At 43.3% G+C, this 17497-nt stretch carries 17 protein-coding genes and 1 pseudogene; 10 read left to right on the top strand and 8 right to left on the bottom strand.

Going from position 1 to position 17497, the window contains the following annotated elements:
- Positions 1–26: 26 nt before the first annotated feature.
- The 4 genes from NYE37_RS07820 to NYE37_RS07805 form a co-directional block, all read right to left on the bottom strand.
- Positions 27–2642, bottom strand: a complete 2616-nt coding sequence (locus tag NYE37_RS07820) for a phosphoenolpyruvate synthase (protein WP_340711898.1) — start codon at positions 2640–2642, stop codon at positions 27–29.
- Positions 2643–2675: 33 nt separating this feature from the next.
- The gene (locus NYE37_RS07815) at positions 2676–3167 is read right to left on the bottom strand and encodes an NUDIX hydrolase (protein WP_049720129.1); all 492 of its coding nucleotides are present in this window, start codon (positions 3165–3167) and stop codon (positions 2676–2678) included.
- 104 nt (positions 3168–3271) lie between these two features.
- Positions 3272–3889: an NAD(P)H:quinone oxidoreductase gene (wrbA, locus tag NYE37_RS07810; RefSeq protein WP_049720130.1), complete on the bottom strand. Its 618-nt coding sequence runs from the start codon at positions 3887–3889 to the stop codon at positions 3272–3274.
- Positions 3890–3939: 50 nt separating this feature from the next.
- Positions 3940–4644: a pirin family protein gene (locus NYE37_RS07805; RefSeq protein ID WP_049720131.1), complete on the bottom strand. Its 705-nt coding sequence runs from the start codon at positions 4642–4644 to the stop codon at positions 3940–3942.
- A gap of 261 nt (positions 4645–4905) precedes the next feature.
- On the opposite strand from NYE37_RS07805, the gene NYE37_RS07800 reads away from it, so the two are divergent.
- From NYE37_RS07800 to NYE37_RS07780, 5 genes and pseudogenes are all read left to right on the top strand, one after another.
- On the top strand, positions 4906–5355 hold the full coding sequence (locus tag NYE37_RS07800; RefSeq protein WP_084712902.1) for an SMI1/KNR4 family protein: 450 nt from the start codon (positions 4906–4908) through the stop codon (positions 5353–5355).
- 429 nt (positions 5356–5784) lie between these two features.
- Positions 5785–6318 (top strand): superoxide dismutase family protein, encoded by a 534-nt coding sequence (locus NYE37_RS07795; RefSeq protein ID WP_121874100.1) that lies wholly within the window; start codon positions 5785–5787, stop codon positions 6316–6318.
- 96 nt (positions 6319–6414) lie between these two features.
- Positions 6415–7014, top strand: a complete 600-nt coding sequence (locus tag NYE37_RS07790) for a competence protein CoiA family protein (protein WP_037995988.1) — start codon at positions 6415–6417, stop codon at positions 7012–7014.
- 360 nt (positions 7015–7374) lie between these two features.
- Positions 7375–8097 (top strand): annotated as a pseudogene (locus NYE37_RS07785) (MFS transporter); the annotation flags it as partial.
- Positions 8085–8318 (top strand): hypothetical protein, encoded by a 234-nt coding sequence (locus tag NYE37_RS07780; RefSeq protein WP_037995993.1) that lies wholly within the window; start codon positions 8085–8087, stop codon positions 8316–8318. The pseudogene NYE37_RS07785 and the gene NYE37_RS07780, both read left to right, overlap by 13 nt.
- Before the next feature lie 302 nt (positions 8319–8620).
- Here NYE37_RS07780 and NYE37_RS07775 read toward each other — a convergent pair whose 3' ends face one another.
- Positions 8621–9004: a VOC family protein gene (locus NYE37_RS07775; RefSeq protein ID WP_037995994.1), complete on the bottom strand. Its 384-nt coding sequence runs from the start codon at positions 9002–9004 to the stop codon at positions 8621–8623.
- Positions 9005–9383: 379 nt separating this feature from the next.
- On the opposite strand from NYE37_RS07775, the gene NYE37_RS07770 reads away from it, so the two are divergent.
- The 4 genes from NYE37_RS07770 (at position 9384) to NYE37_RS07755 (ending at position 11196) form a co-directional block, all read left to right on the top strand.
- Positions 9384–9926, top strand: a complete 543-nt coding sequence (locus NYE37_RS07770; protein ID WP_231564609.1) for a GNAT family N-acetyltransferase — start codon at positions 9384–9386, stop codon at positions 9924–9926.
- 70 nt (positions 9927–9996) lie between these two features.
- Positions 9997–10356 carry an SMI1/KNR4 family protein gene (locus NYE37_RS07765; protein WP_049720135.1) on the top strand — a complete coding sequence of 120 codons (360 nt, stop codon included), beginning with the start codon at positions 9997–9999 and terminating at the stop codon, positions 10354–10356.
- A 180-nt stretch (positions 10357–10536) separates the two neighbouring features.
- Positions 10537–10839, top strand: coding sequence for a hypothetical protein (locus NYE37_RS07760; protein WP_049720136.1), 303 nt, complete (start codon positions 10537–10539; stop codon positions 10837–10839).
- A 12-nt stretch (positions 10840–10851) separates the two neighbouring features.
- A complete protein-coding gene (locus NYE37_RS07755) occupies positions 10852–11196 on the top strand; it encodes a DUF4064 domain-containing protein (RefSeq protein ID WP_037995997.1) in 345 nt (114 codons plus the stop codon).
- Positions 11197–12424: 1228 nt separating this feature from the next.
- Here NYE37_RS07755 and NYE37_RS07750 read toward each other — a convergent pair.
- From NYE37_RS07750 to NYE37_RS07740, 3 genes are all read right to left on the bottom strand, one after another.
- Positions 12425–12949, bottom strand: a complete 525-nt coding sequence (locus NYE37_RS07750) for an Imm6 family immunity protein (RefSeq protein ID WP_037996000.1) — start codon at positions 12947–12949, stop codon at positions 12425–12427.
- Between the two features lie 184 nt (positions 12950–13133).
- The gene (locus NYE37_RS07745; protein WP_049720140.1) at positions 13134–14120 is read right to left on the bottom strand and encodes a hypothetical protein; all 987 of its coding nucleotides are present in this window, start codon (positions 14118–14120) and stop codon (positions 13134–13136) included.
- Positions 14121–15422: 1302 nt separating this feature from the next.
- On the bottom strand, positions 15423–15800 hold the full coding sequence (locus tag NYE37_RS07740; protein WP_340711897.1) for an immunity 22 family protein: 378 nt from the start codon (positions 15798–15800) through the stop codon (positions 15423–15425).
- A 1109-nt stretch (positions 15801–16909) separates the two neighbouring features.
- On the opposite strand from NYE37_RS07740, the gene NYE37_RS07735 reads away from it, so the two are divergent.
- Positions 16910–17377, top strand: a complete 468-nt coding sequence (locus tag NYE37_RS07735) for a VOC family protein (protein WP_062843043.1) — start codon at positions 16910–16912, stop codon at positions 17375–17377.
- The last annotated feature ends 120 nt before the right edge of the window (positions 17378–17497 follow it).

Here is a 17497-nt window from a genome sequence, read left to right as displayed (position 1 = left end):
GGTCCGGTTTGGACCCCGTTTTCCCTTCAGGATGCGTCATCCAAAATTTCCACGATCCCTTGGTTTCCGTCCACACGGATTTTTTGTCCGTCTTGAATCCGTTTTGTCGCCTGATCAACACCCACCACTGCCGGAATGCCGTATTCCCGGGCCACCACCGAGCCGTGGGTCATCAGGCCGCCCACTTCGGTCACAACGGCCTTGGCCGACTGAAATAACGGCGTCCAACCGGGATCGGTGTGCGGGGCGACAAGAATTTCCCCTTCATGCAGCCGGGCCTCTTCCGGTTTGAACACTACCCGGGCAATCCCTTCCGCCACTCCGGCGGATGCCGGAACGCCCGCCAAAGCGCCTTCCGGAAGGTTTTCCGTTGCGCGGGATCCGGTGATGCATTCCCCTTCACTGGTCATCACTTGCGGGGGCATTAACGTTTGATGCCGTTCATAAGCTTCCTTCCGCTCATTGATCAGCTTTTTCACATCTTGCCGGAAGGTTCCTTGCAAAAGCAAGATCAATTCATCCATCGTAAGGAAAAACACGTCGTCTTTTTTCTCGAAAACCCCTTTTGCCACCAGCTGTTCCGCTTCTGAAAGAATCGCTTTTTTACACTCATCCAACAGGCGTGTGAGGAAATATTTCGGGTGCTCCCGAAGACCGCCGGCGTTGCGGCAGACAGTGATCAGCCGCTTCAGCCATTTTCTCTTCAGCCTGTTGGAGCCTGCCTGTTTTAAGATCCGCCCGATGGCTTCATTCGCTTCCTTTTCTCCTTGTGCAAATTTTTGCCGGTGTTCCCCGGGCTTGACACTGCGCATGTGTCCCAGGATGGCCGGAACCAACTGTGTCGGCGCTTCCCGCCAGCGCGGCTTGGTGAGATCGATTTCTCCAGGGCAGCGATGGCCGTATTTTTCCATGAACTTAAGAAATGCTTCTTTAAATTTCGCTCCCCCTTCCACCCGATCCAATCCGTCATAAAACGTTTTGTCCTCTGCTTGCTCCAGATAATTTTGCAATGCCGGAAACTCCCGGACGATGTCTGCCAAATCACCGATTTCCAATCCCATTTGGCTGGTGACATTTCCGGACAGCGATTTGTTGATTTCATACAGATCCCGGGTGTCCCCGATGGACTGTTTCAAGAGCAGATAGGAAAGCGGATAACAGATAACGTATGAAAACAAGTTTTTAAGCACATCTTTTCCCAAATGGTTCAATTCATATCGGATGGTTTCCAGCCGGTTGTCTCCGCTTGCCCGCTGAAAGCTTTGGTTGATTTCACTCCATTTTTGTTCAATGAAACGTTCTGCTTTGCGGCGGGCCAGTTCGGGATCGCGCACCCAAAGGTTTTTCCAAATCTCTTTCACCACCGTCAGGATAAAGCGGCGGTTGGACCGGAGCAATCCCCGTTTGGCCGGGACATCAAGAAATTCCGGGCGCTGGATCACCTCGCGGATGGCATTGCTCAACGTTTGATCAAAAACATTTTCCATCGCTTTGGGAAAGAGCTTTCTTCCCGGCTTTGTGCGCAAAAGTTCCGTGGGATTCACAAAAAGGCGGTTGCCGGCTTCCACCAGGAAGTTTTTCGGGAAAATGGAGCGCAAAACAGAAATTCCCATCGGTTTCATGGCATCGGTCATCATTTGCACGTGTCCGAATGAAAACATGACTTGCAACGGCTTTTGGGGAAGATCCGGCAACGGATACAACGATGTGATTGGACGGCTTTGCACGACATAGATCTTCCCTTTTTCCACGCAAAATTCAATGTCTTGCGGAGTCCCGAAATGCTTTTCAATCTTTTTGCCGATTTCCGACAGTTGAAGGATTTGGTGATCCGTCAAAGCCGGCCGAGCCTGTTGTTCGGGCGTGAGGGTTTTCTTCACGGTTCCGCCTTCCGGCAAGGAGTAGATGGCGATTTCTTTGTTTCGGATGTTTTTTTCCAGAATCCGCCCTTCTCTTACTTTATACAGGTCGGCCGACACCATGCCGGAGACAAGCGCTTCCCCCAGACCAAAGCTCGCATCGATGGAAACGACGTTCCGGTTCCCGCTTAACGGATCAGCCGTAAACAGGATTCCGGAAACTTCCGGATCCACCATCCGTTGCACCACCACCGATAAATAAACCTGACGGTGATCAAATCCGTTTTTGATCCGGTAAGAAATGGTGCGGTCCGTAAACAAAGAGGCCCAGCATTTTCGGATATGCCCGAGCAACGCTTCCTCTCCCTTGATGTTCAAATATGTATCCTGTTGACCGGCAAACGAAGCGGTCGGCAAATCTTCCGCGGTCGCGCTGGAACGGACGGCATATGGATATTGTTTTCCGGTGGATTCCCAAGCTTTGGTGACCGCATTTTTTATTTCACCCGGAATCTCAAGCCGGGTGAGATGGTCGCGAATGCGCCGGCCCATCTCCCGCAGGCCGTCCAAATCATCCGGGTTCAGGCAGTTCAGTTCATCCAAAAGCGAATCCATCTCCCGGCCGGACTGAATAAAGTCCAGATACGCGCGGGTGGTGATGCAAAATCCCTCCGGCACCGGAAAACCGGCTTTACAGAGTTCCCCCAGATTGGCTCCTTTTCCCCCGACTTGTTGAATGCGGGAAACATCCACTTCATCAAAAAACAAAACATAGTCGTTCATCGGCGGGATCCCCTTTCCTACTTATGGATTCGGTTATTCAATGGCAATGGGTTCGGCAGGATACTCCCCTTTTAAAAGCAGAATCAATCTTTGCCCCAACTGCTTGGGGAAAATCAGTTCCTGGGTGTTCATGATTTCATCCACACTCCACCAATGGTGGGCTTGGTAAGTCTCTTTCTCCACCTCTGTAAAATGATCCGTCGAAATCTGTTTTCCCTGCACCCGTGCCACATAATAATATTCAATAAAACGGGTTTCCTTTTGATGGACAAACAGATGAATATCCCGGATCCATACCAACGGCCCCCAATTCACACCGTCCGCCAATCCGGTTTCTTCCCACAGCTCCCGTTTGGCCGCTTCCAGATAAGACTCATTTTCTTCCACCCCGCCTCCTGGTGGAAACCAGACCGGCTCTCCGGCCGGATTTTCTTTGCTGGTGACGGAAGGGTCTTTCATCTTAAACAGCAGAATCCGGTCTTGTTCGTTGAGTAACACAATACGGGCGGTTTCCCTTGTTTTCACTGTAAAGACTCTCCTTGCTTCCTCAAGATGTTCCATCCCTTCCATTATAATATGAAAAAGCACCGGTGATCGAAATCCGGTGCTTTTTCTGATAAGCCATAAAATCAGCTTTGGCTTTGCCCTTTTTTGATCCAGCCCGCCACGGTGAGAACGCGCCGGGTTTGATGTTGAACCGCTTTTTCCGCATCATCTTTCCAGTTGCCGTTATTGTCAATGGTCACGGAAGTGCCATACGGGTTGCCGCCGGATGCCGGGATGGAAGGATCGGTATATCCCGGTGCGACGACAATCGCTCCCCAATGGTACATCGTTGTGTACAGGGACAAAACCGTCTCTTCTTGCCCCCCGTTTGGGTTATTGGCCGAAGTCATCGCACTGACCACTTTGTTGACCGTTTTTCCTTGGGCCCAGATGCCTCCCGTCGTATCCAGGAATTGTTTCATTTGGGACGAAACAATGCCAAAGCGGGTGGGGGTACAGAAAATAATCGCATCCGCCCAAACAATGTCATCCGGCGTTGCAACCGGAACATCTTTGGTGGCTTCATAATGGGCTTTCCACGCCGGATTGGATGCAATGGCTTCTTCCGGTGCCAATTCCTGTACCCTCAACAGACGGACCTCGGCTCCTTCTTTTTTCGCTGTTTCCGCAGCGATTTGAGCCATCTTGTAGTTGGTGCCGGTCGAGCTGTAATAAATGATCGCCAATTTCACATTTTCCATGCTCATGCCTCCTGTTGGTCATGGTTGATCCTCACCGGAAATTCACCCGGTTAAGGAAGATCAATCAACACCACAAAACAACCTTTATCGGTCTCCGCCGTTAACGAAGATACATCTGTTATTCTTGCCGAGTCCCGGCGCTTTAACACATGATCCCCGTTGAGAAGGACATCGCCTTCGATCACAAAGAAAAAGATCCGGCGGTTTTCTTTCTGCTCAAACGTAAGGGATTTGCCGGCTTCCAGTTTGGAAAGATAAATCGTCATATCCTGATGAATCGATGCCGTCTGATCCGATGCAGGATGCTTGGATACCACCGGCAACAAACGGTTTTTCATGTTTTCCGGGTCAAAAGATATCTGTTCATAGGAAGGTTGAAGCCCGCTGGTTTCCGGCAAAAACCACATCTGCAGGAAATTCACTTCTTCCGTTTCTGACGGATTCATCTCGGAATGAATAATTCCCGTACCGGCACTCATGCGTTGCACTTCACCAAAAGATAATGTTTCCATGTGGCCGGCACTGTCCTCATGCCTTAATTGCCCTTTCAACACAATGGAGACAATCTCCATTTCCTTGTGGGGATGCATGCCAAATCCCGTCCCCGGTTGGACGGTGTCATCATTGAGCACACGCATAGGCCCAAAGTGCATATTCCCGGGGTCAAAATATTCAGCAAATGAAAAGCTGAAATAACTTTTCAACCAACCGTGATCAGACACAAAACGGTTTTCGGCAGGATAAATTTGAATCATGGTTCACAGCCTTTCCGATTCTTCTATTCTTTCTTTGCTATGGTTGATGAAAATGATTATTTCCCCTCTCCTTTCATACATTTGTGTAATTAACTTACTTTTAATAAGTATAATAGGTTACCAACGGACTTTTGTCAATCCGTTACCCGGAATCCAACACCCCATCCAATCGGAAGTTATGCGTGGCATCGTAAAAGGAATCATCATACAAGCGAAGTATTGTATTCAGGAAAAACAGAAAGGAGTAAAAAAGATGATTAAATGGGAAGCTGTAAAGCAACCGAAGATATTCAACATATTGAGGATTTTGTTGGTAAAAAGTTGCCTGGAGATTATGTAGAATTGGCGAAGGTTTATCACGGAAGTGTTCCAGGAGTATGCATTGATGTTGATGGGGAACCTTACCCATTTGATCAATTGTTATCTGTTTCAAAAGAAGACGGAGAAGAAGAGGATTTTTGCCATGTAATCGGAGCCTATAGACATATGTACTTGGACGAAAACTCAGATCCGACTCTTCCTGAAGGATTTGTCCCTTTCGCATTGGATGGACAGAATAAATGGTATTGTTTTGATTATCGGGAATCCACTGAATCCCCCGCAATTGTGCTTATTAACTGGGAAGCTCATTATGAAGATGATCCGGACTACGTTGTAACCTTTATAAAAGAATCGTTTAATGAATTATTGGAAAGTCTGTATGAACTTTAATATCTTTTCTACAGCGCTATCGTAAATGTAGTACAATTTCCGGTGCTTTTTTATCGTAACTCGCATACTTTTACCCATAGAAAAAAGCCTCTCCATGACTGGAGAAGGCTTTTTTATTGTCCCGGCATAATGGAACAGATTGGCTAGGAATGGATCAAATGGCTTCATTCCTGTCACCACTTTCCCCGGCCGTCGCTGTTCATATCAAGATATTTGATATGTCGATTTTCTTCGGGAACATCCAAAAGAAGACCGTCACTCCTTCATATTGTCCAAAGCGATCGTCTTGGAACTATCCAAGACAACAAATGACGCCCGGAAACCGGTAAAGTATCAACCTGCAAAAATGGGCGGCAAAATGGGTCGATATCCAGAAATCCCTTCATAGAATAAAAAGAAACTTCTTTTTTCATCCGGAGGTGGCATGACATGTACCTTGCTCATTACCCTGTTGGCGGTTATTTGGCCAATCAACCCAATTATCAAGCTTATGCTTGGATCCAAGGAGGTCCGCTTGCACCGGAACTCAGAGGTTATGTGACGTTTACAGAAGTGCCGGGCGGCACCGAAGTGTTTATTGAAGTGAGCGGACTGCCTCCCTATCAACCGGGAGGAAACGGCCGGCAACCCGTTGGTCCGTTTGGATTCCATCTCCATGAAAACGGCAGCTGTGCCGTTGGAAATCCTGGCGATCCGTTTCAAGCGGCCGGTAATCATTGGAATCCGGACAACCAACCTCATGGCAATCATCCCGGCGATTTCCCCGTTCTTTTTTCAAATAACGGGTATGCACGGATGAGCTTTTTCACCAACCGCTTCCGTCCATCCCAAGTGATCGGAAAATCGGTCATGATCCATCAAAACCCGGATGACTTCCGCTCCCAACCTTCGGGAAATGCCGGAAAACGCCTGGCTTGCGGAGTCATCCAGGGAGTTTATGGTTCAACGTCTGTATTCCGATAAAAACAGCTCTGAAAACAATAGTTTTATTTGGATAAAATATTTATAATATTGTTAGGAGATAAAAATTTTAATTCGAATGGAACGGGGGTTGTCTGCTTGGCTTCCGGAATCCCAGCGAAGTTTCGTCAGTTATACGGGTTGGTCCCATGTGGACTTTCGCCCGACGGCAAAACACTCATTGCCCCCCGGGATGCCGACTCTTTTCAAAAATACCGGTGTCCGGAGTGTAGAGAACCGCTGAAATTAAGGAAAAGCAACCGCAGAAAAACACATTTCTCCCATCATCACATGAAAGACAGCGAATGTTTGCTGTACCATTCACAGGTCACCTTGGCGAAATGGGCTCTCCGCCATGTTTTTCAGCAATGGTTGGCACAAAAAAACACCACTCCCATTCAAATCAGTTTCTTCTTCCAACCTCCGCATCCCATTCCCTTAAACCCGGTTTATCAGATCAAATGGGATCAACGCTTCCGTGACCGCACCTCCCATCTTTCCCTGCATGACGAAGACGGAAAAGCCCTTCTTTATATCGGAATCATTGATGAAGCACAAAGTCCCCGTCTCCCATCTTCCCGTTGGCTTGAGGTTTCAGCAGAGAATGTGTTGTCCGATCCATATTTGTTGGAATCGTTAAACTCGTCCATGGCGCCACCACCTTTTTTAAAATACGAACAATTGAAACTCGATTTTTAAATCTTCCAGGTACCGGTTCCCCGGTTATCGCTAACGAGGAGCCGGTGCTTTAAATCACAACATCTTCAAGCAGATAAACCTGCGCACAACAGGAGGATCACCGATGGATCACCGATGAAAAAAAGACTCATATCCAGAAACCGCAATTACCGTTTTCTGTGGTTGGGACAAACAGGAAGCGTCTTGGGGGATTGGTTTAATCAGGTCGCGCTGGCACAAACCGTTCTTTTTTTTGTCTGATTCCGCCTTGTCGGTCGGTATTCTTTTGATGTGCCGCGCCCTGCCTTCTGCCCTTTTGGGGGTGTTCACCGGTCCCGTGATTGATCATTTTTCCAAGAAAAAAATCATGTTTCCAAGAAAAAAATCATGATTCTCTCGGATTTGGCGCGTGGCCTGATAGTATCCTCTTTTATGTTTGCCTTTCTTTTCAAGCAAGTTTGGATCTTGTATGCCGGTTCTTTTTTGATCGGATGCCTGAGTGCTTTTTTTAACCCTTCCCGCCAAGCAGCCATTCCTTCGGTGGTGGCCAGAAAAGACTTGGCGGAAGCCAATTCATTTTCCTCCGCAACGGACAGCATGATCGGGATTCTGGGAGCGGTTTTGGGCGGAATTGTATCCACAGCTTTCAACCCTTTGGTTTGTTTTGTCATCAATGCAATCTCTTATTTCTGGTCCGCTTTTTGCATTTTTCAGATGAAATGGTCCGAATCCGTCTCTCCTTCACACTCTGATTCGTATTTCAAATCACTCAAAAAAGGGGTTCATGAAGCCTCCCGCAATCAAGTCGCCAGGGCCATCATCCTCATCGGCATCAGTTGGGGTTTTGCCGGCGGAGGATATTACATATTGATCCCTTTGCTCGGTAACAATGTTTATCAAATGCAGGGGTTGGGGATCGGCATCCTGTATGCCGTTGACGGATTGGGCGTTTTGACCGGGGCGTATCTTGTCAAGAAATTCGTGAATCATCAATATCGCCGGGGGATTGTGTGGTACGGGGCTTCGTATCTCTTCCAAGCCGTTTTTTTCGCTTTTCTGCACATACCAATACGCTGCTCACGGGAATCTTCATGCTTTACTTGATGCGGCTGTTTTCCGGCATCATCATCCCGCTTGATACATACATGCTGCAAATGAATACAACCGAAGCCGTTCGCGGCCGTGTCTTCTCTCTGCATATGGCAACCTATGGCGGAGTGATGCAATTATCCTATATTGTATCCGGATGGGCTTACGAGCAACTGGGAATTTCCGTTACCGGGCTTGTTATCGGGATCATCTCTTTCTTATGCGGCATTCATTGACTTGTGCAATACCGGCTCGGCAAGTTTGTTTTGCACTCCAATGTCATATAAAAAGGACTTGGGCATTCCAAGTCCTTTTTATACAAACCTTTTGACAAGGCTGTTTGTATGTGATAGTTTTTTGTTTTTTATGTTTATTGTTGATGAGTGTTTGTGTTACAAACTGGTTTGGGTATATAATGGTGTTTTATCATTGACATTTCTGGAATCCATGTGGTTCTTACTGCCCTTTGGTAAATGTGATAAATCTGTTTGGATCGAATACCTCTTAGAAAGCAATACAAATAACCAAAAAGCCCCCTTCAACTTTGGACAATCTGGATCAGGTTCCCGCATGTATCATCAAATACTGCCAGGGAGATTCCATCGATGTTGGTCGGCTCCATGGTAAATTTCACACCTTTCTCTTTTAAACGCTCATACTCCTGATGAACATCTGCGACCCCAAACTGAACGGCCGGGAGCCCGTCAGCATATAATTTCTCTTGGTATTCCTTGCCGGCCGGATGATGGGCAGGTTCCAGCAACAATTTTGTGCCATCCGGATTCTCCGGGGAGACCAGTGTCAACCATCGGTATTCACCGGCTTGGATATCCTCCTTTTTTATAAACCCCAGTTTTTCGGTATAAAACCGAAGTGCTTTGTCCTGGTCTTTCACCAACAAGCTCATCACAACAATTTTCATCGGGGTTTCCTCCCTTTTCCTTGTTTAAGATGATTTATTCCTTTGTTTAACTTGATGCGAACAAAATATACTTCTCTAAGTGTGCTTTATGTCCTTTGTATTTTATTGATTTAGTTTGTTTTACAAACTTGTTTTTATTAAATAATGGTTTTTATCTTGAATCCATTGCCCCCAGTGCCGGCTGTAATTAATCATCTCCCCCTTCTTCCAACCTGCAGGCAAAAATTTATCAAATAAACCATTGAAGGCATTCAGCGTCATTTATAAGATAAAACCAGTATCATAGTATTCGAATAATTCCAAGAACCCCGCTTCAATCCAACTGAATCCACTTGATGTCTTAACCCACCTACTTCTCCATGAAAGGACAATCAATATGATGAATCATTTATCCATTGCCAAACTGGCAAAAGAAGATACCCAAGCAGCGTTTGACGTGTTTGAAGCCTCAATCATTGACGCTTTTGAAAAAGAAGGCCTTGGAGATTTAACCAATGATATGGCCTTTGAGATTGATTCCAAAAAGAAACTGCTCACCTCTTCACTGGAGAATGCCAACCCGGGTATTTCCTTTCTGGTTGCCAAAATGAACGGCCGCCTGATCGGAACGATTTCTTTCGGGCCTTGCGGAAGTGAAATCAAAAAATTGACCCGTGGCAAGCTGGAGTCCATCGGGGAACTTGGCAGTCTTTATGTATTGCCCGGCTTTCAAGGAAAAGGCGTGGCGTCCGCTTTGATTCATTCCATGATGCAACGGCTTCATCAATTCGGAATTGAACAATTTTGTTTGGACAGCGGTTACATGCATGCACAAAAAAAGTGGTTAAGGAAATTTGGCAAGCCTTATCACATCGCCAAAGATTACTGGGGAAAAGATCGCCATCATATGATTTGGCTGTGTCGGGTCATTGATTACGTGTAAGCCTTGAATAAATAAAGAAAGATGACATTCTTGGAATTTTGGACATTTAAAAAATGAGGTAAAAACAAATATGATTGAATTTCGGATATTAGAGGAAACTGAGAAACCTGCTGATGATGAATTGGCTGAAGTAGAAGAACATTGTGGAATAAAATTGCCACCAGACTTTGTAAGATTCTACAGCCAATATGATTTGCCGGAAAATCTTGAAGGAGAAATATACATAAAGGCAAAAGGTTACCCATATCCCCTTCAACTGGATGGGTTTTATTTGCCAGACCAAATGATTGAAGAATATGACGTCAGATTGGATGAGGATGAATCAATTCAAAGCAAAGGCAAACTCATTCCGTTCGCTTTTGATTCATCAATCAGTATTGTTTCTTTTACCCAGCCAATAACGAAAATGACCCTATTATTGTTTGGGTAGACTCAAATCATGCAGCACAGGATCTTTTCCGTGAAAATAAATTTAATCCGGAAGCTGTTGTAGTGGTAAGGAATACATTTAAACAATTTCTCGAAGACCTGTATATAGATAATACGTAACAAACAGTTCATCAATCCCTTAGGTTACTTGTGCTGTCTACCCATTCCAAACTCAAAGAAGGTGCCGAAAAACGGTGTTAACCCTCAAGCGTGTCAGGGGTTTCGGTCACATGCCCGGCCTCATCAAGAAGGGAAAATCGTTGTCGGCGATAAGCAATTAAACGCCAACATGTTTATGGGTGATTCGGTTGACGGCAAGATTGCTGGCGGTGTCAAACAAAATGGCGTTCTAACTTTCTTGATCAATAATAATGACCATCTGGACCCCAAGTCAGCCAAAGAAATCAAAATGGATTTAGGCGAAGTGATGTCATCCGATTTTATGAACACCAACAAGGTTGAGTTTGAAATCAAAGTGCAATAAGGAGGATAGACAATGAGCCGGACAACAGAATTTGTCCTGGGGCTTATCGGTGGGATTTTCGGTTTTGGCGGTGCACTGTTTGCTATCTTTTTTGGAGCTGTGGATGAGGCTGTTTCAGGCGGTACATCGGAGGTAACCGGGTTAGGTTGGGGAGCTTTCCTTTTTTCCATCTTGGCAATCGTAGGAGCAATTGTAGTAAAGATCAATCCAAAGATCGGCGGCACTTTGATGCTGATTTCAGGGATCGGCGGAATAATTAGCATCTCGATATTCTATGTATTAGCAACCATGTTCCTTGTAATTGCAGGATTAATGGGAATCTTCCGCAAGGATAAACAAAAAGAAATGTCAGCATGAACCTAGAGGATTACAAAAACAGCCCTCTCCATTTCCCGGAGAGGGCTTTAATATTAGAACTGAAGGTTTACAAGAATTTTATTTTTTTGTAGACTGAAATTAGTTGATATTTTTGATGTTCATACAAGGATTTATCGAGCGCCTTGATATGTCAAAAATCCCCGGGGTTGCTCGTAAAAGCTGAAACCCGTATGAAATAAAGGAAAAAGCCACCTTCGTTTTGACTTGATACATAAAATGCTCTTTAAAAAACGAAGGTGCTCGAAAAACGATATTGAACCTCAAGCGTGTCAAGGGTTTCAGACGCATGCTGTCAAAATGGTTACACCTCTTCTAGAGGATTGAAACAAAAAGCCCTCTCCGGATATGGAGAGGGCTTTTAATTATTGTCCTGGCATGTGGAGATAATGGAACGGATTGGCCAGATTTAATAAGTAACAAAAAATCTTACGTTACTTTTCAAAAGAGGAAAGTCCAGATAACCACCGAATCCTCTTGAAATTCAAATGTCGAGTGGTTATGAAAAATACCCGGGAACTTTAATATTGGATCAGCATGTATTTTTGCATGCATAAAAAAGACCGTCCATATCGGACGGTCTTTTTTTATTCCAAACTGGATTCAATGAACCGGCTTTGTCTCTCGTCTAATTTTTTCATACGATAACCTCCTTTTTCTTTAGTCAATCTCCCAGCACGCCACTTTCACAGTGAACGAAAATGCCATTGTGTCAACTTCGTACAGGTGGCCGCCTTCTTTGCTGGCGAAACTCTGACTGATATTTTTTGAATTGAAGATTCTCACAGCAGAAAAGTTGAATGAATGAAGAATTTTTATTTTAACTCTTTTCTCTCTGTGATTGATTTCTTATAAAACTCTTGATAAATAAACAAAAACGTTTTGTTTTTTTAAGCTGGAATTATTTATATTTTTCTTTTTATAGTTATTTATTTATAATGTTGTCTGTGTAACTGTGGTTTGAACTGTGAAATGAACTGTGCTTTAACAAAATAAAGAATCCCACAGCCAAAAATGGTCATGGGAAAGGGTTTGATGATTTCAGAGTATCGGCTTTGGAAGTCGTGAAAGACTTCAGTGTATCGGCTTTGGAAATCATCAAAAAGTCTTTTACTCAATTGCTTCTGAACAATTGGGACGATTAAAAGGGGAAAATCCCCTTCATATATTACGCCAAATATAGCGGAAATGTTTCCACTTAATCATTTTTTTATGCAATCAATCTCAACAATTCTTCTCTCTTAATTTTCCTATCACTGCCTGCCGGATAGTTTTCCAACAGGTATTGCTTTAAGTACTCGGACCATTCTTCTCGGTATCCTTCTACTTTTCTTATTTCTTCCATGAAACGCTGTTCATTGAATTCATCATCTAAACTTTCAAGCTCTTGTGGAAGTTCATTTTCCTTGTTGTTCAAGATATGACCCAGCCATATGACATAACTTACAGCACCAAAGATACACCAATAAGCAGATTCCGCCTGTGAATTTCCTTGAAAAGGATCGATTTCAGCCAAACCAACCATAAAGAACCCTTCATCTTCATCGTTAACTTTCATATAAATATCATCTTCATCCACCTTCTTATCCTCGACCCATTCCCAACACAAATCAAGGGTACTTCTCGCAATTGAATACCAATTCTCATAAGGAGTAAGTTTATCTATTATTTTGTCTGATAACGCTAAAAAATATGCTGCTTTCGCATCTATGTTTACCTTTTCATACCATCTCATACTCTATTTCCTCCTATCTTCCGGATAATCATATTGTTTACCATCTTTTACTATAAAAAAATGACTCTTAGTTACTTTTTGCCCCTCTTTAACTTCAGATGATACAATGATCTCAAGATTTGGATACCACTTACTAAGTTGGTATAAAACCCCTTGTCTTTTAGAGCTTTTTCCAAACCCTGCTTTACATGCTCCACATACCTTTTGGATTAGATTGATGTAAATATAGTTTACCTTTTACATCGAGGAGGTTTGGATATAAATCATCAACAGCGTCAGCAAACTTATTAACAATCATTTCTTCAGCATGATTGGTGTATTGTTTAAGGAAAGGATTGTTTTCATCATATGGTGCTTTTATTTTTCTATTCGGATCCAAAGGCTCTAATCCAGCTGCTGGTGGTGCTGCTTCTATAACTCGTGTAGAAGCACCTTCAAACACTTTATTTTCCAAACCTTCAATATCCGTTCTGGCGACAGCAATCGTATTTAAATCAGTACCTACTGTTTCTCTCCATTTTTTCAAATCACTTTTTAGTAGGTCTGTTATGCCTGTATCAACACATCCGGGTTTAACCACCAGGAAGAAGGCATGATATCCTCCGGTTTGCCGAGCAGCAATGCAATCGTCAACTTTGGTGAAAAGATTTTTGACAATCGGGGTTTTGGCCAAAACCGGTTCCATTGATGCGACGGCTTTATTGACCGCTGGCTGGGCAAAATGAACCACTACGACAGAACCGGCTCCGAAAAAACCTGCCAAAACGGCATTTTTCCAATTGATCTTCCGCCCATGCAGGATATCGTCCGCCACACTGGTTCCAGCACCCTCGGCTGCTCCGATGAATCCGCCTTTGGTAAACATTTTTTGAATGGGAGCAGGCATCTTGGAAACCAGTTTCTGTCCTCCGCGAAGAACAGGACCCAAGAATTTGGAATTTTTGGCACCCATGATCAGTTTTTGCCCGATGCCACTCGCCAATCCCCGGGAAGCTCCTGCAGTGATGTCTCCTCCGATCAATCCCAAGAGGCCGCCAATGGCTGCTTCCAAGAAGGTCATTTTGTTAATTTCCCAACCATTCAGGGCCATACTGATCACAAATGACAAAGCCATACCACTGAGTACGGCAATCCCTAACGGTGTGGCAAAGATGCACAAGACAATGCCCAAAATCAGGACACCGGCAAACGCTATGTATTCCTTAAATTTGACGATCCAGTCCCAAACTGCAGACAGTGTATCAATTACGACTTCTGCTATTTTGGAGCAAATTTCAGTAAACCAATCCCAAAAGGCAGACGCTTTTTACCTTGGTCCATTCCCATGCTCCGGAAATTTTGTCCCCGAACCAATCTCCTGCCTTTGACAATGATTCGGTAACAGAATCGAAAAATCCTTTCTCTTCCTTAACTGGTGGAGGCTGAACGGGTTGTTCCTTCTGAACCGGAGTCTTTTGCTCAAATTGATTAAAATCATCATTGATTTCAGGAACATCAAAACCCCCGTCAGCATGAACAAGGGCATGAACCCAGGAACCTGTTCCCACCGTGATGATCATAAACAAAAGGAGAAACCAAACAAGGTTCCGTCAGAATGATGGAACGGATTGGCTAGATTTAATAAGTAACAAAAAATCTTACGTTACTTTTCAAAAGAGGAAAGTCCAGATAACCACCGAAACCTCTTGAAATTCAAATGTCGAGTGGTTATGAAAAATACCCGGGAACTTTAATATTGGATCAGCATGTATTTTTGCATGCATAAAAAAAGACCGTCCATATCGGACGGTCTTTTTTTATTCCAAACTGGATTCAATGAACCGGCTTTGTCTCTCGTCTAATTTTTTCATACGATAACCTCCTTTTTCTTTAGTCAATCTCCTGGCACGCCACTTTCACAGTGAACGAAAATGCCATTGTGTCACGTTCGTGCAGGTGGCGGCCACCTCTTCGCTGGCGAAACTTTGACTTATATATTTTTTGACTTGAAGATTCTCACAGCAAAAAAGTTGAATGAATGAAGAATTTTTATTTTAACCCTTTTCTCTTCGTGATTGATTTCTTATAAAAAGACTTGTTAAATAAACCTTGATTCAAGACTAAAAAACATTTTGTTTTTTAGTCTTAATTATTTATATTTTTCTTTTTATAGTTATTTATAATGTTGTCTGTGTAACTGTGGTTTGAACTGTGAAATGAACTGTGCTTTAACAAAATAAAGAATCCCACAGCCAAAAATGACCATGGGAAAGGGTTTGATGATTTCAGAATATCAGCTTTGGAAGTCATGAAAGACTTCATTGTATCGGCTTTGGAAATCATCTAAAAGTCTTTTTTCTCAATTGCTTCTGTGCAATCGGGACGATTAAAGGGAGAAATCCTCCTCATATATTACGCCAAATATAGCGGAAACGAACCCATAAGTATCCTAAAATAATGAGATCTAAGCATGAAGCCAGATCTCATTATTTGATTACGATTTATATTGTACTGCACCCAAAAATTGAAACTGATTCGCCCTCTTTATCGTACCGGTATACTGAAAATTATAAAGTAAAATCACAGAGTTTACTTTATGATCTAAATAAACACCACAAAGATCTATAAACTTCCAAACTATTTCCTCATCATAAGAAAATCCCTCAAGGAGATTACGTAAGTCATCCAATGGTTCTTTATAAAATTCAACCTCTCTAAAATCCTCATCGTAGTAATCTATGCCAAAGTCCTTTTCGAACTGAGAAGGTATGGCATCTCCGTCTTCTGTATACTCTTTTAAAACATACTGATCCAGTTCCTCAGATGAACTCATGTTGCCAATAAACAATGACACAAATCCTTCTTTCTGCATACTTGCTCTCCTCCTAAAGATTATGGCCTAAGACCTTCTGGTAAAGCTTCAGCTCCACCTTCAAGCCGGTAATTTGCCCAATTTTGAAGACGTCTCTTAAATGTATCGAAATCCGGAGAGGTATCAATGATTTCTATTAATTCATTATGAGCCGTCGTAGATCCTCTTTTACCATGTTGTCCTCTTGGATTAACAAATCTTACCTCGCTTATAGGAGACCGCAATTCTTTAATTTGTTCTGCAGTAACACCCCACCGCTTAAATGTAGGAGTTCGGGAAACTAGTAACCATTCACGCCCGGTCTCCAAGAAACGACGCGTATGCGATGGGATATCATTTCTTCGGGAACAACTAAAGCACGTAACGCATTATAAAACTCTTCCATCCGGGCTTCCGCAAACTGATCAACTGTCAAACGGTTTATACCCCTCAAACTCCGGGTCGTGCTTGATCTCCCAGAAGTATCCGCCATTGACATGTGTTCCATTAAAAAAACCTGCCATCAGCAGGGTTTTGTTAGTTTTTGTCAAGGGTTTTCAGCGATGATAATATCTAAAGGTTCATTGAATCCAGTTTGGATTAGATTCATCTTCAAAAATTCCGGGTACTTTTGAACCGCATTGGCTCTTGAATTTCAAGAGATTTCGACGGATAACCGGACTTTCTTCTTTTGACCAAAGAAAATTTTGCTACTTTGGAAGGTCCAAGAGACTTTATCCCAGGTCCGGGCCCTTTTCAAAGCAGATGAAAAATTCAAACCTCGGTCGCAATGCCCACCTCCTTTTCAAAGCAAAATTCTTTATTTCATCTTGTATTGTGATATGTTTTAAAATTTGCTTGGGATCCCTACTGATAAACGTTTTTTGTCCCGGCGCTTGGACAATCGAACCAATCCTGAATTCCCCGGGAAGTGTTTGAATCGTGGGATGGAAGACAGCGTTGCTCTCTTTTATTTTTATATTTAATAAATAAATATGTTTATAAAATATATTTAAGGGGGTATTAGAATATCATAAGACTGGGTGAGTAAATATGTTATCGATTGAGTAACCTCATTTTTCTGATTTTTATTACCTTCGGCTATTCCGGATATTGAGGGAGGGGACAAAATGATTCAAGGATTATATGAAGCCCATTTGCCTGTCAGTGATTTAGATCGTTCAATTGAGTTTTATAAAAACTTAGGTCTTGAATTGGCTCACCGTAGTGAAAATTTAGCTTTTTTTTGGATTCAAAAAAGCAAGAGTTGGTTAGGGTTATGGCAATGTGAACAAGTTCATACGCCTTATCATGTTTCTTTACGTCATATTGCCTTTTATGTAGAGGACATTAAAAAAGCAAAAGAATGGTTACAATCGATTGGGGTTGAAGTGAGTCCTTTCTTTGAATTTTCACCCGATAGACAACCTCTTGTATTGTCAAACGTTCCTCACGCACATGCAGCTGTCTATTTTAAAGATCCTGATGGAAATCTTTTAGAACTAATTTCTCCGCTTCAAATCGATACCGCAGATGAATTCCCCAATATGGAACTGGAAAAATGGCTGAAAATAAACAAAGGGGAAAGTTCGAGATAAGTCCCAAAAAGGTTTTTGTCCTGGCGCTTGGACGTTCCACCTTTATCCGTTGCAGCCAAGTACCGATCAATTATATTAGGACCATATCGAAGCTGATCATCGCTTCGATACACCAAGATA

Source organism: Thermoactinomyces sp. FSL K6-2592, assembly GCF_038006465.1.
GTDB classification, from domain to species: domain Bacteria; phylum Bacillota; class Bacilli; order Thermoactinomycetales; family Thermoactinomycetaceae; genus Thermoactinomyces; species Thermoactinomyces vulgaris.
Note: the sequence above shows the minus strand (reverse complement) of the source record. Positions and strands in the feature narration are given on the sequence as shown.